Source organism: Desulfurobacterium sp. (genome assembly GCF_027028515.1).
In the GTDB taxonomy this organism is placed as follows: Bacteria; Aquificota; Aquificia; order Desulfurobacteriales; family Desulfurobacteriaceae; genus Desulfurobacterium_A.
The window spans coordinates 13872-31496 of sequence record NZ_JALVIW010000089.1; the positions used below are offsets into that span (position 1 = coordinate 13872).

At 40.4% G+C, this 17625-nt stretch carries 17 protein-coding genes; 8 read left to right on the forward strand and 9 right to left on the reverse strand.

Going from position 1 to position 17625, the window contains the following annotated elements:
• Positions 1 to 108: 108 nt before the first annotated feature.
• The 9 genes from MV676_RS07500 to rpsO form a co-directional block, all read right to left on the reverse strand.
• On the reverse strand, positions 109 to 1422 hold the full coding sequence (locus tag MV676_RS07500) for an ammonium transporter (RefSeq protein ID WP_297446399.1): 1314 nt from the start codon (positions 1420 to 1422) through the stop codon (positions 109 to 111).
• Between the two features lie 23 nt (positions 1423 to 1445).
• Positions 1446 to 1787: a P-II family nitrogen regulator gene (locus tag MV676_RS07505; protein WP_022847085.1), complete on the reverse strand. Its 342-nt coding sequence runs from the start codon at positions 1785 to 1787 to the stop codon at positions 1446 to 1448.
• A gap of 154 nt (positions 1788 to 1941) precedes the next feature.
• Entirely contained in the window at positions 1942 to 2871 is a 930-nt protein-coding gene (locus MV676_RS07510; protein ID WP_297446401.1) for a hypothetical protein, read from the reverse strand.
• Positions 2872 to 3255, reverse strand: a complete 384-nt coding sequence (locus MV676_RS07515) for a hotdog domain-containing protein (protein WP_297446404.1) — start codon at positions 3253 to 3255, stop codon at positions 2872 to 2874.
• Positions 3252 to 4199 (reverse strand): methionyl-tRNA formyltransferase, encoded by a 948-nt coding sequence (gene fmt / locus MV676_RS07520; protein WP_297446407.1) that lies wholly within the window; start codon positions 4197 to 4199, stop codon positions 3252 to 3254. The genes MV676_RS07515 and fmt overlap by 4 nt, the downstream gene beginning before the upstream one ends.
• 738 nt (positions 4200 to 4937) lie before the next feature.
• Positions 4938 to 5624 (reverse strand): rhomboid family intramembrane serine protease, encoded by a 687-nt coding sequence (locus MV676_RS07525; protein ID WP_297446409.1) that lies wholly within the window; start codon positions 5622 to 5624, stop codon positions 4938 to 4940.
• 3 nt (positions 5625 to 5627) lie between these two features.
• Positions 5628 to 6491, reverse strand: coding sequence for a dUTP pyrophosphatase (locus tag MV676_RS07530; protein WP_297446411.1), 864 nt, complete (start codon positions 6489 to 6491; stop codon positions 5628 to 5630).
• Positions 6488 to 8626, reverse strand: coding sequence for a polyribonucleotide nucleotidyltransferase (locus MV676_RS07535; protein WP_297446413.1), 2139 nt, complete (start codon positions 8624 to 8626; stop codon positions 6488 to 6490). The genes MV676_RS07530 and MV676_RS07535 overlap by 4 nt, the downstream gene beginning before the upstream one ends.
• Before the next feature lie 159 nt (positions 8627 to 8785).
• The gene (gene rpsO / locus MV676_RS07540; protein ID WP_022847097.1) at positions 8786 to 9055 is read right to left on the reverse strand and encodes a 30S ribosomal protein S15; all 270 of its coding nucleotides are present in this window, start codon (positions 9053 to 9055) and stop codon (positions 8786 to 8788) included.
• A 158-nt stretch (positions 9056 to 9213) separates the two neighbouring features.
• On the opposite strand from rpsO, the gene MV676_RS07545 reads away from it, so the two are divergent.
• The 8 genes from MV676_RS07545 (at position 9214) to MV676_RS07580 (ending at position 17595) form a co-directional block, all read left to right on the forward strand.
• Positions 9214 to 9393 carry a hypothetical protein gene (locus MV676_RS07545; RefSeq protein WP_022847098.1) on the forward strand — a complete coding sequence of 60 codons (180 nt, stop codon included), beginning with the start codon at positions 9214 to 9216 and terminating at the stop codon, positions 9391 to 9393.
• A 59-nt stretch (positions 9394 to 9452) separates the two neighbouring features.
• Positions 9453 to 9863: a hotdog fold domain-containing protein gene (locus MV676_RS07550; RefSeq protein WP_297446429.1), complete on the forward strand. Its 411-nt coding sequence runs from the start codon at positions 9453 to 9455 to the stop codon at positions 9861 to 9863.
• Positions 9860 to 10996: a hypothetical protein gene (locus MV676_RS07555; protein ID WP_297446431.1), complete on the forward strand. Its 1137-nt coding sequence runs from the start codon at positions 9860 to 9862 to the stop codon at positions 10994 to 10996. Before MV676_RS07550 ends, MV676_RS07555 begins: the two co-directional genes overlap by 4 nt.
• Positions 10986 to 11672, forward strand: a complete 687-nt coding sequence (locus MV676_RS07560) for a YggS family pyridoxal phosphate-dependent enzyme (RefSeq protein WP_022847101.1) — start codon at positions 10986 to 10988, stop codon at positions 11670 to 11672. The genes MV676_RS07555 and MV676_RS07560 overlap by 11 nt, the downstream gene beginning before the upstream one ends.
• A gap of 12 nt (positions 11673 to 11684) precedes the next feature.
• The gene (gene purL, locus MV676_RS07565; RefSeq protein ID WP_297446434.1) at positions 11685 to 13898 is read left to right on the forward strand and encodes a phosphoribosylformylglycinamidine synthase subunit PurL; all 2214 of its coding nucleotides are present in this window, start codon (positions 11685 to 11687) and stop codon (positions 13896 to 13898) included.
• Entirely contained in the window at positions 13870 to 15096 is a 1227-nt protein-coding gene (locus MV676_RS07570) for a HAMP domain-containing sensor histidine kinase (RefSeq protein WP_297446435.1), read from the forward strand. The genes purL and MV676_RS07570 overlap by 29 nt, the downstream gene beginning before the upstream one ends.
• The gene (locus tag MV676_RS07575; RefSeq protein WP_297446437.1) at positions 15074 to 16402 is read left to right on the forward strand and encodes a sigma-54 dependent transcriptional regulator; all 1329 of its coding nucleotides are present in this window, start codon (positions 15074 to 15076) and stop codon (positions 16400 to 16402) included. The genes MV676_RS07570 and MV676_RS07575 overlap by 23 nt, the downstream gene beginning before the upstream one ends.
• A gap of 119 nt (positions 16403 to 16521) precedes the next feature.
• Complete coding sequence (locus MV676_RS07580; protein WP_297446438.1) at positions 16522 to 17595, forward strand: hypothetical protein; 1074 nt, start codon at positions 16522 to 16524, stop codon at positions 17593 to 17595.
• Positions 17596 to 17625 lie beyond the last annotated feature (30 nt).

The following is a 17625-nucleotide window of genomic DNA, read 5'->3' on the forward strand; positions in this document are numbered from 1 at the left end:
ATGTCCTTCGCGCTTCAAGGTAAGGGGCATCGGTGCCGCTGCCACGGCACCGATGCCGGACAGAAAAAAGCCAGCGGTAAGTCGGAAGCGGCTTACCTGCTGGCACTCTTATTCAACAATTTTACCCTCCTTTTTTGCCTTTTCATAAGCTGTTGCAGGTACCGGATCTTCAAAATGATAAGCTCTTAAGTGGTGTTCTGTAATGTCAAGACCTTCCTGCTCCCACTCAACAGGAACCCTGAGTCCACCTGCAAAGAACCCTGCAATCTTAGCAGCAATGTATCCTACAACCACGCCGTAAACCAGACAAAGAACTACTGCAACTATTTGCCATCCGAGATTAACACCTCCGAGACCACCAAAAGCTTTCATACCAAATACACCTGCAAGTATAGCACCTGTTGCACCGCCCCCAAAGTGAACAGGGAATATACCGCAAGAATCATCAATTCCGAGTTTTTCAATAAGAGAGAAAACTATAGGCACCTGAGCACCTGCAACAAGTCCTATGACAAGAGCTCCAAAAGGACTTACAACATTAGTTCCAGCGCAGATAGCAACAAGTCCTGCAAGGAAACCGTTAGCTGTTGCAAGAGGATCAAAGTGAGAAACGACCATAGCAGATATAGCACCTGCACACATAGCCATTGTTGTTGTTACAGCAACAAGACCCGAAACATCTTTCAAAAAGATGGAACTACCAACGTTAAATCCGTACCATCCAAAGGCGAGACAGAAAGCACCAAAAATTGCCATCGGAACATCGTGACCGGGAATTGGAACCGGGATTCTTTTTCCATCTTTAATCTTGAACCTTCCAATCCTTGGTCCAAGGGCAATTATGGCACCGAGTCCTATCGCACCTCCAAGAGCGTGAACGTTCAGGCTTCCTGCATAGTCATGGTAAGGAATTATATTGGCACCCCAGGGGCCAAGATGAACCCAGATAGGGTAGAGAAGTCCGGTAACGATTACTGAAAGAAAAACATAAGCAAGGAAGTTTATCCTTTCTGCCACTCCACCTGAAATAATTGTCGCAGTGGTGGCACAAAATACAAGCCCGAAGAACCACTCAGCCATCACAAGACCATTGTGAGAAGAACTTGCTGCAGCATCAAACACATGTTTGTACCATGCAGCCCAGTCACTAAATCCCAATCCGTAGGTAGCGATACAGTAACCGACAAAGAGCCAGAGAGGACCACCGACCATAAAGTCGAGGATGTTCTTCATCATAACGTTGTTAACGTTTTTAGTCCTGGCCTGTCCTCCCTCAAGCATTGCGAAGCCCCACTGCATAATAAACACCAGGGCACCCATTACTACAAGGTAGAAAACGTCTGAAGCATCGGAAAAGTGCTTCAGGTTTTCCACCAGCCCCGAAAGGGAATTCACATTCTGAAACAGTTCGGCTGTCGCCATTTTCCTACCTCCCAATCATAAGTTTATTGTAAGACGGTTTCTCCCCTTTCACCCGTCCTGACTCTAATTGCGTCTTCAACAGGAATAACAAAGACCTTTCCGTCACCAATTCGCCCCGTTCTTGCAGACTCAACTATTACTTCCACAACCTTCTCAACAAGCGTATCCGGAACAACTACAGTTATTCTCACCTTAGGAATAAAGTCAATAACATACTCGGCACCTCTATAAAGCTCAGCGTGCCCCTTCTGCTTACCAAAACCCCTTACCTCTTCAACGGTCATACCTTTCACTCCAATAGCCATAAGAGCATCCTTTACAGCTTCGATCTTAAAAGGCTTTATGATGGCCTCAATCTTTTTCATGCTGTCCTCCAGGCATATTCTGACCTTTCGTAAAGAAAAAAGCAATCTCTATGCCAGAAAGCAGAGGGAACAAAAGATAAGCAGGAGATTATCTGTACCTTAGATGTTTGGAAAAGATGACTCGTTTTTAGACATTTAGAGAAACAAACTGCACTTATTTTGTGCAACAACCATTCTGAAGGCAAGAACCTATATATACAAGAAAATCAAAGAGGAGAAAAAGCCTGAGAAAATTCTCTTTAGAACCAAATTTTACAGAAATTCCATGCATAACAGCGTTCCGGTTCAACCTTCCGTCATCTTCAAAATCAACAAACTTAACCCAGTCAAATACTTGTGGAACCCTTCCATCGCCCGTAAGGTTTTCTGTTATAAGCTTTAAAGCATATTGTATCGTTATAAACTTTCTGTTTCTCTTTCTTATTAGAGACTCTATATCTAACTCTAATGGATTATTCTTAACAAATATTTCCCACACAACTCCTTCTATCTGAACAAAGAGACCGTAAATAGAAAGCTCTAAGAAGCCGGAAAAGAAAGTCTGCAAAATCTCCTCTAAAATGTGATAACGGAAAGTAAGAAAACCAAGATTTCTATAGCTGTTAAACCGCTCCCTCAAATAATGTTCTTTAAGAAAATCTTTGAAAGAATCAAAAGGTCTTCCACCTCTATAAGCTTTTACAGCATAGGGTAGAACAATCCATCCCAATGTTACAAGCTGCCTGACTCTGGAAACAGAACCTGCTTCAACAAGGTAATCAGCAATGGCTTTAGAAAGGAGGACTTCAAGCTCTTTACGCCAATTTTCTATCTTATGCGTCCACTCCTTCTCAACCTTTGCTCTAAAGTAAGAACGAAAAGCCTTCCTTAAAGCATTATAGATGTTTTTGCTTCCTGAAAGGGAAAAGTAGGGCTCAAGGTTGTTCTCTTTGACAATTCTTAAAATTATCTCTTCATGGTTTAACGTCTTAAAATCCCTTCTGGAGAGATTCCCACCTTTCATCTCTTTCAAAAGGGCAAAAAGGAACTCTCTGGCACTCCCTTCCTTCTCCGCCTTTTTAAAAATCTCTTCAGTTACCTTCATTTACATTTCCAGAACGTGCTTTTCAGGCACTATTGCCACAAACTCTCCATCAAAAACGACATCCTCCCCTTTCTTAACTTTAACTATCACCTTATACTTTTTGCCCCTTGATTCAACAACAGAGGCAACGGCCCTTAATCTGTCCCCAACTTTAACAGGCTTCAAAAATCTAACAGAGGCAGCACCTAAAACAACATTGGGGTGGTTAACGGCAAGCATCGCAGCATAATCGGCAAGACCAAAAATAAAACCACCGTGGACAAGGCCCTTCTCGTCTGCCGCCATCTCTTCAGTAACTTCAAGAACAACCTCTGCCATGTTTTCAGCAACTTTTATGGGTTCACCACACAGATGCCTGTTAATCTTTTTGTGAGTATTAATCATCTCTCCTCCCCCAAACGATCTCCCGTTTTCAACCTGTAACCTCTGACAAAGTCACCGGCATTCATCTCTCTCTTTCCTTCAGGCTTCACCTTTAAAACCTTTAAAACACCTTTACCGGTCCCCACATAAAACCCTTCTCTATCAACATCCATCACAACACCAGGTTCACCATGACCTTCAACAGGTAAGGCTTTCGTAATCTTAAGAAGTTTCTCTTTAAAGTGTGTAAAAGCAGAAGGCCACGGCGTAAAAGCCCTTACTTTATTAAATATATTCTCAACATCATCCCGCCAGTCAATTCGGCCATCTTCCTTTTTAATCGGAGTGCAGTAGGTAGCCTTACTATCATCTTGCGGTACCGGTTTTAACTTACCAGAAGCAATGAGAGGAAGAGCCTTAACAAGCAACCTGCCACCAATTTCTGCAAGCCTGTCGTGGAGCGTCTGGGCAGTATCGTCAAGAGAAATGGAAGTCTCTTCCTGAATGTAGATATCACCTGAATCAAGTTTTTCTGTTATCTTCATAATAGTTACGCCTGTTTTCGCATCACCATTTAAGAGAGCAGACTGAATAGGAGAAGCACCTCTATACCTTGGAAGCAGGGAAGCGTGAACGTTCACAGGTGCAATTTTCGGTATCTCAAGAAGTTCTGAAGGAAGAATCTTTCCGTAAGCGGCAACGACTATAAAATCCGGCGAGATTGCTTTTAAACGATCCATCAATTCTTCATTTCTCTTAACTTTCAAAGGCTGAACAACCGGAATTCCATGACTTTCTGCAATAACCTTGACAGGTGGTGCCTTTAACCTCCTCCCCCTTCCAGCCGGTTTATCTGGTTGAGTAACGACCAGAGAAACGTTGAACATATCACTATCAAGTAACCCTTTAAGGGAAGGAACAGCAAAATCGGGTGTTCCCATAAAAACAACGTTAAACTTCTCCATAACCGTCTCCAAAAAAATTTATAACTGATAATTTATCCCAAAATTTGCTTACAAAACAAACTTCTACCCGTTAACCTTCAACCACCTGTCCCTCTCTCTAAAATCGGAAAGAAGTGATTCAACCAAATCCCAAAACCTTTTTCTGGGCAAGAACGTCAAGTGCGGTTGTCGGTTCGTCAAGAATAACGAGGCGAGGATTTAGAACAAGAGCAATAGCAAACATACCCCTCTAACGTTGACTGCCGGAAAGCTCAAAAGGGAAAGAGTTAACCTTCTCAAACAGAAGGTTTATAAAATATAAAATTATAAAATCTAAAAATTCTTTTACTTTACCAAAAAGTTCTTCCTGGGAATGCTTAAGCGTATAAGCAGTAATCTTTTCACTGTTCTTGACTTAAAACCTTTCTTAAGGTAAAAATGTATATGTTCCCATCCCTTAAAATATCAATACTTTTAACAAGTATCGGTTCTGGAATATTAGAATTTGACCTGTAACCATAAACATTTATAACTATATTTCATTTCATATAAATTAGAGCATCACAATATCATATAGCTTTAGTAGATTAATAATTTTTATTTTTCAAGAAATATAACCGCTATATGCTATATCAGGAAAACCTGCAAAGCCACGGAGCAATAATCAAAGCTAATGATAGAGCAACCAGCTTCCTAATTTTTTCTATTTTCTTTTCTATAAAGATTGAATTACCCTCCATAACAAAGAAAGTAATAAATCTAAGTTACCTTAGCAGGTTTTCCTTTTTGCGAAATCAGCCACTTGGCGATAAAAAGTCCTGTTAAAAATCCGCCTATATGGGCAAACCATGCAACACCTGCACCACCAGCCGAAGAGGTAAAAAGAAGGCTTAAAAGTTGCATAATAAACCAAAAAATTATCCAGACATATGCCGGAACAATAATAACATCTATGAAAAAGCCAAGAAAAACAAGTGTAACAATCTTTGCATCCGGATAAAGGATAAAATATGCCCCCAATACACCACTTATTGCCCCAGATGCACCAATCAATGGTGCCACCGAATCGGGATAGGCAAAAACCTGTATAAGAGCGGCAACTATACCGCAGAAAGTATAGAAAAGAAAAAAGGGTATTTTCCCAAAGTAATCCTCAACATTATCACCAAAAATCCACAGAAAAAGCATGTTTCCCAAAATGTGAAAGAAACTACCATGGAGGTACTGATGCGTTATCAAATTACCATAGGGTGTAAAAGGATCTGGTGGTGGAATATCAACACCGTGAGTTATCTCATAAGGAATAACCCCAAAAGCGTGAATGAGATAAATAACATATTTTCCGGCAGCCAATTCATAGAAAAACACAACAAAGCAGGCTACCACCAGAAAAGTAGTGACTACAGGAACTGTTTTACTTTTATTTAGATCTTTTAGTGGTATCACCTGTTACCTTCCCGTGCTTCCAAATCCTCCCTCCCCTCTTAACGTCTCGTCAAGAGATGTAACCTGCCGCATCTCAAGGGGATAGTAACGTCTCGGTATAAGCTGTACCGCCCTCCAGGGAAGCTCCGGCTCTGGTGCTTCAGAATTAACCTTAACAAGAGGAACCTTAATTGTTCCCCTGTAGGTCATATCTATAATACCAACAGAGTTTGCCAGCATAAAACCACTTTTAAATATGCTGGAACGTGGTACAAGGTCAAGATAATACCCCGCAGGCGGCTTAACCTTTATCTTTGTATCAAAGAAATAGACATTTCTTTCTTTCTTTATCAACTCGACAAGGTGAAGATCCCATCCACTATCAGAAACCCTCTTTTTAAACGGCGGAATGCCTCCGTCCTCAACAGCAACCTCTATGTACTTTCTCTTCCACTGAGAACCGAAGAGAAAAGAAAGAAACTTTTCAAAGTGGTAGTTGGAACGCTCTCCGGATGACTCATCATAAATGGCGTGCAGAAAAAGCGTGGCTCCATCACCGTTTAAGAAAAAGCCTTCTTTTGTCTTTACCGGAAAAAACGGTGACAGAACATTTTCCATTTCCTCCTCAAAGGAAGAAATTAGAGGAATAAATACACTCTTGTTTCCCCACACACCACCAGCTTCAAATGCACCCTTAACAAACTCAATGTCAACTTCATCAACGGAAGGAAAGGCAGGAAGGGAAAGAACAAAGTGTTTTTCCTCCCTATTTATCTTACCACCAAATATATCATGAAGTTTAACGGCAACATCCAAAAATCTATCGTCAAAAGCTATTCTTGTCCCTTTTACATATACCCAGCCGGCACCCCAGCTTAACTTACTCACTCTTCATCAACCTCCGGTGCAGAGTAGAAACCTCCGCTCTTCTTCAATTCCCTTTCCTCTTCCTCGTTAACATCTATCCTGCTGAGTTTCGGTCTTCCCATCTGATCAACATCAACAACCTTAACAGGAAGAAGATCACCGACCTTTATCTTTTTGAAAATGTCCTCTTTAAGTTCAGGAGGAAGTTTAGATATGTGAACAAGTCCAACTTTACCAGGAATCATTTCCACGAAGGCACCATAATTTTCAACTCTTGTAACTTTTCCAAGGTAAGTATTACCAACAGCTATATCTCTTGTAACATCCTGTATCATTTTTATAGCCTGCATTGCCGCTTCTTCAGAAGGTGCTGAAACGAGAACTGTCCCGTCTTCTTTTATATCTATCTTAACGCCAGCCTTATCAAGAATCATCTTAATTGTCTTTCCGCCAGGACCTATAAGATCTCTTGTCTTATCAGGATCAATATGAGTTGTAACAATCCTTGGTGCATAAGGTGAAATTTCCTTGCGCGGTTTGCTTATCACAGCATCCATCTTGTCAAGGATAAACATTCTTCCATCCCTTGCCTGCTTTAAAGCCGTTGCAAGAATATCCCTATTTATACCTGTTACCTTCAAATCCATCTGAATTGCAGTAACACCCTTCCTCGTACCTGCAACCTTAAAGTCCATATCACCAAGATGATCCTCATCACCCAAAATATCAGAGAGAACAACAAATTTATCACCTTCAATAATCAGTCCCATGGCAATACCGGCAACCTGAGCCTTTATAGGAACACCTGCATCCATAAGTGAAAGACTTCCACCACAAACAGTTGCCATTGAGGATGAGCCGTTTGATTCAAGAATATCTGAAACAACTCTTATAACATAAGGGAATTCAGATTCGTCAGGAATAACAGGAGCAAGGGCTCTTTCTGCAAGGGCACCATGTCCTATCTCTCTCCTTCCAGGTCCTCTCATAGGAGAAATCTCACCAACACAGAAAGGCGGGAAGTTGTAGTGAAGCATAAATCTCTTCTCTTCACCTGGCATCAAACCCTCAACGAACTGATACTCCTCCGGTGTTCCCAACGTTGTAGTAACAAGAGCCTGTGTCTGTCCTCTCGTAAATAGGGCAGAACCGTGAGCCCTTGGAAGCGTTCCCACCTCTATGGAAATAGGCCTTATCTCATCTGGCTTTCTTCCATCGATCCTTACACCTTTCTCAAGAACAAGCTGTCTAACAAACTTTTTCTCGGCTTCAGCAAAGGCCTCTTTTGCAAGTTTTGCGAGCTCTTCAGGAATATTAAGCTCAACAAACATCTCTTCCCTTAGAGCACGAAGTTTCATTCGCCTTTCGTGCTTGTCAGGAATGGTTATTACAGGCTCTATCCTTTCAATTACCCACTTTTCTATCTTATCTTTGGTCTCTTCATCAAGAGACGGAACAGTAAATTCATACTTTTCTTTACCCACAAGACTTCTAAGCTCTTCCTGAAGCTTTATTATCTTCTTAATCTCTTCATGGGCAAAAAGGATAGCATCAAGGACTTCTTCCTCTGGAACCTCATTTGCACCACCTTCAACCATAACAACAGCATCTTTCGTTCCGGAAACAATAAGGTTAATATCGGCCCGGTGTCTCTCCTCGTAAGAGGGATTAATCACAAGCTTACCATCTATACGGCATACCCTAACGCCGGCAACTGGTTTTTCAAAGGGAATTCTTGAAATGTGAAGTGCTGCTGAAGCGCCATTTATCGCAAGAATTGCAGGATCGTTTTCCTGGTCAGCAGAAATGACAAAGGCTATTACCTGAACATCATTTCTGAAACCTTTTGGAAAGATTGGACGGATTGATCGATCTATAACCCTTGACTTCAGAACCTCTTCATCAGAAGGTTTCCCCTCTCTTTTGATGAATCCACCAGGAATTTTCCCGGCAGCGTAAGCTCTCTCCCTATACTCAACAAGCAGTGGAAAGAAATCTATATCTTCCCTTGGCTCATCAGACATTACCGCTGTGACAAGAACAACTGTATCACCCTGAGAAACAAGAACACTCCCATCTGCCTGTTTGGCCACCTTTCCTGTTTGAAAAACAAGAGGTCTCCCTCCAATTTCACCTGAAACTTCTGTTATTGACATCTGTTTCCTCCTTAAAATACCTTTATCACAATCTATCCATATAAACGGTTATTTTTCTTATTTGTAAAACACATGTATAGTATATCACTAAACCGGAAACGTTCGATAAAGGAATTTTGATGGCTGAAAAAAGAAAAGGGGGCTTTGAAGCCCCCTGGATTACTTTCTTAAACCAAGCTTCAGAACGATATTCTTATACCTGTTAAAGTCTTTCTCTTTCAAATACTTCAGAAGTCTTTTCCTTCTTCCTACCAACTTGTAAAGGGCTCTCTTGTTGTTGTTATCGTGCTTATGCTCTTTAAAATGCTCCGTTAGAATTTTAATCCTTTCAGTAAGAAGAGCTATCTGCACTTCTGGTGAACCGGTATCCTTCTCATGGAAACCGTACTTCTTTATAATTTCTTGCTTTACATCTTTATCTACAGCCATCAAAAACCTCCTATTCTGTTTCACCGGTGGCAAAGGCAAAGTAAAATTTATCAAAGAGAGTACTGTTTGTAAAGGGGCAACTCCTTTTTTCTAAAAAACAAATTCAAGTATAATGTATATTAGCATACCACGACGTTAATGAAAAGTTGGAGGATACTGTGCTTGAATGGATACTGATTGCAATTATTGCCGTTCTTGCATTTAAAGGTGACAGGCTCATAAAGTTAATCAAAAGTTTCAAGATAGCCAAAGAAGAGTTTAAAAAAGGAAAAGAGGGCATAGAAGAAGAGGTGCTGTGCGACGGCAAACCAACGATAAAAGTGGTTAAAAAAGGATAATTCTGCCCTGATAACTGATATAATCTCTCTGTAAACATCTTTCAAACTCCGAGGCAATCATGAAAGACGAGCTCAACCTTCCCAAGAGAGATAACTTCTGTTTTGTCTGCGGTGAAGAAAATCCTAAAGGAATGCACCTAAAATTCAACAGGTATTCAAACAGAGTTGAAAGTACATTCAGTTTAGACAAAATTTATCAGGGATACGATAACATTATCCATGGAGGCATTATCTCTCTTATATTAGACGAAGCAATGGCCTATCTGCAAAGTAAAGAAGAAAGATTCCTTACCGGAAGAATAACTGTCAGGTTCCACAACCCACTGCTGGCAGGTGAAGAGGTAAAAGTAAAAGCATGGATAAAGAAAGATAGAAAGAGAATAAAAGAGACCTGCGCTGTCATGGAAAAGTTAGACGGAACAAAAATAGCTGAAGCTGAAGCCATTATGTTTGTAAGGAAAGAGAAATGAGGTTAATTAAAAATATTGCTTTAGCGACCATTATATTTGGTCTATTCAATACAACGGCAGTAGCTGATACTGCAACGGTGATGATAGACTCTCTATCCGTAAGAACAAAACCAGAGGGAGAAATTGTAGAAACTATAGACAAAAATTCACGAATCCCCGTTTTCAACTATTACAAAAACTGGATAAGAAGCCAAAATGGATGGACTGACAGCGATTTTACAAAATTAGAGGAAAACCTACCTGATGTCCTTTTTACTGAAGAAATAAAAGGGAAATTTATTCTTATCAACAAAGAAAAAAATGGACTGTCAAGAACCGGTAAAACAGTCCTCAAAGCCGGAAAAGTGTATCCCGTTGTAACTCTTAAAGGTGATGTTGCAGTAGTTCAAACAGAAAAAGGACCTGTTTCCTTTTCAACAGACTTTACAACCCTGCTCAGCGGCCAATTCCCGGCAGGTATTCTCATGAAAAACGCCTCTCTAATATCCCCCGAGACGGGAAGAGAAATAGCTTTTATTAAAAAAGGAACCTTCTGCATAAAACTAAAAGACAACCTCTTTTTGGTCAACGGCATTGCCGGAAATCTCGTTCCCATTCATTCTTCCCAAAATTCTTACTTCTCCATATCAACATTGCTCAACAAACTTAACATGGTAATAGATACATTTAACAGTGCACGTGTATCCAGTGCTATTACAGAAAGGCTGGGATACTTCCCAAAAGTTTTGCCTCTCACGGAAAAAGATGTTCGCTCGGTCTCTCTTGAAAACGGGAAAAGGGGCATTTTTGTGGATCTCAGATATCTATTTTATGACTTGGACGGTTCCGAAATAAAGGACAGAAAGACACGTCTTATCCTTAAAAAAGGAAACGAGGTTTTCTGGCAAAAGTTAGCAAAGGAAGTATTTGAATCCTCTTCAAACATAAAATTTGTTCAGCTCAACATACTGAGATTTAATGGGAACGGAAATTTCGCGAAGAAAGGATTTGTGGCTGTTGGCGTAACAGATTACAGAAACGGTATCTGCGACGCTCCACCGGAACAGTTTATGGACAGAACAGAATCGGAACTGAGCGAAGATCTCTGGTTTTTTGCAAACGAAGTCTATGAGAGGGTAGAAAATGGAAATTAAAGAGAGGATATCCATCATAAAAGAAAGAATGGCAAAAGCTGCCGAAAGAGCAGGTAGAAAACCCGAAGAGATAACGTTGCTTGCCGCCTCAAAGACAAGAACCCCTGATGAAATCAGAGAAGCATTCGAAGCCGGTGTAAAGATTTTTGGTGAAAATCGTGTACAAGAAGCAAGGAACAAAATTCCCGCTCTCTCAGACCTTCCAATAGAATGGCATCTTATAGGACACCTTCAAAAAAACAAAGCAAAGTACGCAGTTAAAATGTTTAAACTCATTCACTCAGTCGATTCAATATCTTTGATAGAAGAACTTGAAAAAAGAGCTGCAAAAGAACATAAAATCCAGGAAATTCTTATAGAAGTTAAACTCTCCCCCGAAGAAACAAAGCACGGATGCAAAGAAGAGGAAGTACCACAACTAATAGAAAACATCTTTGAAAAAGAACACCTGAAACTCTCAGGATTTATGGTAGTTCCACCATACCTTGAAAATCCTGAAGAAGTAAGACCATATTTCCGTAAATTGAGAGAAATAAAAGAGTTTATGGAAAAAACTTTCGAAACCAAATTCCCCCATCTATCAATGGGCATGTCCCATGATTTTGAAGTTGCAATAGAAGAAGGGGCAACAATTGTTAGAATTGGAACAGCACTTTTTGGACCAAGAAACTATTGAAGGAGCCACAACATGGACAGAAAAACTATAGAAAGCCATGTAACAATGGAAGAGTACAAAAAAATAGTTGATCTTTTGGGAAGAGAACCTAACCTTGTTGAACTTGGAATATTCTCTGCCATGTGGTCTGAACACTGTTCGTACAAATCCTCAAGAATCCATCTATCAAAGTTTCCAACAAAAGCACCATGGGTTGTTCAGGGACCTGGAGAAAATGCAGGAATAATCATGGTTGATGAAGAAAAAGAAATATGTGCGGCGTTCAAAGTGGAATCACACAACCACCCATCATTCATAGAACCGTTCAACGGAGCAGCCACCGGCGTAGGAGGTATTTTAAGAGACGTTTTCACAATGGGTGCAAGACCTATAGCTTGCATGGACTCTCTCAGGTTTGGTGAACTTAACGACTCTAAAATGAAATACATCGTTAAAGGTGTTGTCTCCGGAATAAGTCACTACGGAAACTGCGTCGGTGTGCCAACCGTAGGCGGTGAAGCCTACTTTGATAGCTGTTATCAGACAAACCCTCTTGTAAACGCTTTTGCCCTAGGCCTTGTTGAAAAGAAAAAGATATTCTACGCAAGAGCTGCAGGAATTGGTAACCCTGTAATCTACGTAGGTTCTAAAACAGGAAGAGACGGAATACACGGTGCGACAATGGCTTCAGAAGAATTCTCCTCAGAAGAAGAAGTTGAAAAGAAGGTAAATGTCCAAGTTGGCGACCCATTTGTTGAAAAACTGCTTATAGAGGCATGCCTTGAAGCCATGGAAACAGACGGAATAGTAGCCATCCAGGACATGGGAGCTGCAGGTCTAACATCATCATCTGTAGAAATGGCCTCAAGGGGGAACGTCGGAATAAAGCTTGATCTTGATAAGGTTCCAACAAGAGAAGAGGGAATGACTCCCTACGAAATAATGCTTTCTGAATCGCAGGAAAGAATGTTAGTCGTATGCGAGAAAGGAAAAGAAGAGAAGATTATGAACGTGTTCAAGAAATGGGGTCTTGACGCTTGCGTAATAGGTGAAATCATAGAAAAACCTGTTATCAAGCTATTGTGGCACGGCGAAAAAGTTGCCGAACTTCCAATAGACATACTGACAGAGGAAGCACCTGTATATTATAGACCTTTTAAAATGCCTTCATACATAAAAGAAAATATGAAATACAATCCTGAAGAGATAGAAGAACCAAGAGACTACAACGAAATTACAAAGAAACTTCTCTCTTCTCCAACAATAGCAAGCAAACGCTGGATATACCAGCAGTACGACCACATGGTTCAGATTAACACCACTGTATATCCAGGATCTGACGCTGCGGTTTTAAGATTAAAAGGAACAGAAAAAGGAATAGCTATAAGCTCTGACTGCAACTCCCGCTACTGTTACCTTAATCCGTACGAAGGTGGAAAGATTGCTGTAGCTGAAGCGGCAAGGAACGTAGCCTGCAGCGGAGCAGTACCAAAAGCAATAACAGACTGCCTCAACTTTGGAAGTCCGGAGGACCCGGAAATAATGTGGCAGTTTGTAAAGTGCACCGATGGAATGGCTGATGCCTGTAAGATCCTTGAAACGCCCGTTATTAGCGGTAATGTGAGTTTTTACAACGAAACCGTTGTTGGTGACAGAAAGAGAGCCATATTCCCGACACCTACCGTGGTCTGTGTAGGTGTACTTGAAAACATTGAAAACAGAACAACAAAGGACTTTAAAGACGAAGGTGATGTCATTATCCTGTTAGGCGAAAACAGCGGTAACATCTCCGGAAGCGAATACCAAAAACTTGTAGAAGGCGAATTTAAAGGAACGGGACAGGCTATAGACCTAACTTTCGAAAAGAACCTCCAGAAAAGCATTGTAGAAGCAATATCCAAAGGCTTCATAAAAAGTGCTCACGATATATCCGAAGGTGGGATAGCAGTGGCTCTATTTGAATCTGCCTTTGGAAACGGTATTGGATTTGAAGTAAATATAGAAGATGATATAAGAACTGACTTCCTTCTTTTTGGTGAGGAACAGAGTCGTATAATCATATCTGTTTCCCCGGAAAACGCCGAAAAGGCACTTAAATTCTTTGAAAAGAAAGCCATCCCGGCTAAAATAATAGGAAAAACCGGCGGCGAAAATGGAAGAATAATGCATAAGAGCAGAGAAGTTATAAACATACCCTTAGTGGAAGCGCAAACCCTCTATGAGCAGAGTCTTGAAGAAAAACTCTGAAAAGATAGCTTTTTGGAAGGATTTTTTTCTCTACTATAAGGTTTCGCGGTTTATATTTTCATCATCACTGTTTCTAATTTTAATCTCCCTCTCTCTTTTGAGAGAGGGAATTATCATTTACAACGTTTATTCCCTCGGCGTTATCTTCCTATACTCAACCGTGTCTCTGCTTTCGCTCTTTTATCGAAGGGAAAACCCCTATGACTTTCTACTCGACATAATGTTCATATCTGCACTTATAAAGAGCAACATTCTCTACTGGGACTACACAGCTATACTCTATCTGTTTCCCATATTCTTTTCTGCTTTTTTCCTTGAATCTCCAATAACGGAACTGTTTCCTGTAATTTCGCTCGTAATCTACGGAATAACACTGTACACCACCAAAATGTACACCCTTCAGGATCTAACGATAAAACTTTTTCTCAACGGTGTTGCCTTTTTTGCTATATATATAGCTGGAAAAACATTTGCAAAGAAGATGACAAATCAAATGAGATACATAGCAGAATTAGAGGAAGAAAAGAAAAAAAATGAAGTATTCAAAAGGCTCTACCGCATAAGCGCAGATCTTGCTCACGAAATAAAGAATCCTCTCGCCTCAATAAAGGCAGCTGTGGATCTAATGTTTGAAACGGAACAGGTAAACAAAAACCTGTTAGAGGTTTTAAAAAGGGAAACAGAACGACTTTCATCAGTTATAAATGACTTTTTGATGCTTTCAAGACCTCTTGATGTTCATCAAACAGAAGTAGATATAAAAGAACTTATTAAACAGGTTGTTGAAGCAGTTAGATATGTATATCCTGAAAAAAAATGCAAATTGATACTTCCCGAAAGCAAAATAACTATCAAAATACCATACAAATCTTTCTACTCTGCCATCTCAAATGTGATTAAAAATGCATTTGAGTGGTCAAAAAAAACTGTAATAATTTCTGTGTCATACGAGAAAGGACTTCTCAAAATCTGCATAGAAGACGATGGACCCGGAATAAAGGACGAAGAGAAAGAAAAAATATTTGAACCATTTTTCACAAAAAAGAAAGAGGGTACAGGATTGGGACTGGCAATAGCCAAAAGAGTCGCCATTGAGTTGGGTGGAAGACTTACAGTCACCTCCTCCATTCATGGAGGCTGCGTATTTTGCTTTGAAATTCCTGTAGAGGGAGAAAATGAGAGCACTTATAATCGATGATGAAAAAAGTATAAGAGACATCCTTGGCATGATGCTTGAAGATTTTGATTTTGATATAGAAAAAGCAGGTAGCGTTCAGGAAGGACTGTCAAAACTCCAGGAAGGAAATTTCGATCTCATTCTCCTTGACCTGAGACTTCCCGATGGTTCCGGTATGGAAATTCTGCGAAAGCTCAGAGAAAAACGCATGAAAACAGAAGTAATAATAATCACAGCATTTGCATCATCAGAAACAGCGAAAGAAGCAATAAGACTGGGAGCCTTCGATTACGTATCAAAACCTTTTGATGTTTCTGAATTAAGACTAATATTCAGAAATGTTAAAAAGAAAATAGAACTTGAAAAAAAAGTAGAAGAATATGAAGATACTTACAAAGATTTCATAGGTGAATCGCCAAAAATAAAAAAAATAAAAGAATTTGTAAAGAAAATAGCCCCCTATGATGCAAACGTCCTCATCACAGGCGAAAGCGGAACGGGTAAAGAAGTTGTAGCAAGAACCATACACAACTTAAGCAATAGAAAGGCCGCACCGTTTATCGCAATTAACTGCGCATCATTACCATCTGAACTTCTCGAAAGTGAACTCTTTGGGTATAAGAAAGGAGCTTTTACCGGTGCAACAAGAAATAAAAAAGGCCTTATAGAAGAAGCAGATGGTGGAACTCTATTTTTAGACGAAATAGGCGATATGCCTCTTGCTCTTCAAGCAAAATTATTAAGGTTTTTAGAAGAGAAAACAATAAGACCAATAGGCGGGATAGAAGAAATAAGCGTCAATGTAAGAGTAATAGCTGCTACAAACCGCAATTTAGAAGAGAAAATAAATGAAGGCCTATTTAGAGAAGACCTATTTTATAGACTATCAACTATCACTATTAACCTCCCACCTCTTAGGGAACGAAAAGAAGATATCCCATTGCTTATAGAATATTTTGCAAAAAAACTGTCAAAAAAATACGGAAAAAAATTTAGAACCATCTCAAAAGAGTTTATAAATTACGTCATGTCGCTTCCCTTAAAAGGGAATGTGAGAGAACTAAGAAATATTGTAGAAAAAGCTGTGATACTATCAGACAGAGACATTCTTTCTTTACCTCTGAGCAATGAAGAGACAAAACCGCACAGAGAAATTGTAATTCCGGATGAAGGTGTCAATTTAAGAGAAATACTTGAAAACTTAGAAAAAGAATATCTGTTAAAAGCTCTAAAAAAAACAGGAGGAAAGAAAAAGGAGGCAGCTTCCCTCCTGGGACTTACATTCAGAGAATTCAGGTATAGATTATCCAAATACGGAATTTCATAATGGTAAGAAATTTTTAACAAAAGATTTTGAAGAGATTTGGAATATTGTTGACAGTGCATAGTCTCTCTGTTATTATTAGATGTAAAGTTGAAAATCCCAAAGCAGGAGGGTTGTTAATAATGAGAGGGAAATTAAAGGCACTCATCCTCTGCTCTGCGCTGATGGGTGCTACAACGGCTTACGGTGTAACCCTTACAAACTGCCCACCCTCCCTTACAAATGGAGGAAATCTTCCGAAGATAGGTCCGGAAGAAAAGGCTTTATTTACTAAACCGGTTAAGCCGCTCAAGCCAGCCGATTGTGGCGCCTGTCACTACAGCATCTACAAAGCAATGCAGAAGGAGGGTGGAAGGCACCGGTTCAACTGTACTATCTGCCACGAGAGATTCCACGAGTGGAGCCCCAAGAAAGGCGTGAAGGGCTGGGAAGAAGAAATGCCCAAATGTACAAGATGCCACGGTCTCTACCACGGGCCTTCTCTCCCGGATTGCATGAAGTGTCACACAGATCCACACGCTATCAAGAAGCCAATGCTTGTTACAACACCTTTCACAGGTTATGTTGGCGGAAAGAAATACCCTGGAACAGGGCAGCCTGAAAACTTTGTTGCAAAGAACTGTAAGGTTTGCCACGGTCCTATCTATGACCTTATGCAGGAAAAACCAACCAAGCACACACAGATTGGTTGTGCAGCATGCCACCACAGCACTCATGGCTACATTCCTCAGTGTCTTGAATGTCACCTTCCACACAGTCCTGAGCAGACAAATAACGACTGCTTTGCATGTCACCACAATCCACACTACCCTGTCAACATCACATACGGTAAAAATATACCGAATTCCCAGTGTGCTACATGCCACAGCTATGTTGCACACAATCTCGAAACATCTCAGACAAAACACAGAGAAGTCGCCTGCGTTGCTTGTCACCACAACAAGCACGGCTTCATTCCAAGATGCCAGGATTGCCACGGCGAATATCCTCACGGAAAGGCTATTGCCGAGAAGTATCCAAACTGCCTCACATGTCACATTACACCTCACGATCCGGCCTGCAAAGACAACCCCAAGCCAGACGATGTTCTCAAAGCAGAGTTTGCCAAAGAGAAAGCTTTACTCAAGAAGCTCAAAGCCTTCAGAGCAAAAGGTGGAAAGCTCAACTACATCAATCTCGAAAAGATTACAAAGTAACCTTTCCCATAGAGAGGGGGCTTCCCCTCT

What these genes read in the sequence shown, in the direction of transcription:
- MV676_RS07500 (WP_297446399.1), bottom strand. Translation starts at nt 1,422, where the DNA reads ATGGCGACAGCCGAACTGTTTCAGAATGTGAATTCCCTTTCGGGGCTG.
- MV676_RS07505 (WP_022847085.1), bottom strand. Translation starts at nt 1,787, where the DNA reads ATGAAAAAGATTGAGGCCATCATAAAGCCTTTTAAGATCGAAGCTGTA.
- MV676_RS07510 (WP_297446401.1), bottom strand. Translation starts at nt 2,871, where the DNA reads ATGAAGGTAACTGAAGAGATTTTTAAAAAGGCGGAGAAGGAAGGGAGT.
- MV676_RS07515 (WP_297446404.1), bottom strand. Translation starts at nt 3,255, where the DNA reads ATGATTAATACTCACAAAAAGATTAACAGGCATCTGTGTGGTGAACCC.
- fmt (WP_297446407.1), bottom strand. Translation starts at nt 4,199, where the DNA reads ATGGAGAAGTTTAACGTTGTTTTTATGGGAACACCCGATTTTGCTGTT.
- MV676_RS07535 (WP_297446413.1), bottom strand. Translation starts at nt 8,626, where the DNA reads ATGTCAATAACAGAAGTTTCAGGTGAAATTGGAGGGAGACCTCTTGTT.
- rpsO (WP_022847097.1), bottom strand. Translation starts at nt 9,055, where the DNA reads ATGGCTGTAGATAAAGATGTAAAGCAAGAAATTATAAAGAAGTACGGT.
- MV676_RS07550 (WP_297446429.1), top strand. Translation starts at nt 9,453, where the DNA reads ATGAAAGACGAGCTCAACCTTCCCAAGAGAGATAACTTCTGTTTTGTC.
- MV676_RS07555 (WP_297446431.1), top strand. Translation starts at nt 9,860, where the DNA reads ATGAGGTTAATTAAAAATATTGCTTTAGCGACCATTATATTTGGTCTA.
- MV676_RS07560 (WP_022847101.1), top strand. Translation starts at nt 10,986, where the DNA reads ATGGAAATTAAAGAGAGGATATCCATCATAAAAGAAAGAATGGCAAAA.
- purL (WP_297446434.1), top strand. Translation starts at nt 11,685, where the DNA reads ATGGACAGAAAAACTATAGAAAGCCATGTAACAATGGAAGAGTACAAA.
- MV676_RS07570 (WP_297446435.1), top strand. Translation starts at nt 13,870, where the DNA reads ATGAGCAGAGTCTTGAAGAAAAACTCTGAAAAGATAGCTTTTTGGAAG.
- MV676_RS07575 (WP_297446437.1), top strand. Translation starts at nt 15,074, where the DNA reads ATGAGAGCACTTATAATCGATGATGAAAAAAGTATAAGAGACATCCTT.
- MV676_RS07580 (WP_297446438.1), top strand. Translation starts at nt 16,522, where the DNA reads ATGAGAGGGAAATTAAAGGCACTCATCCTCTGCTCTGCGCTGATGGGT.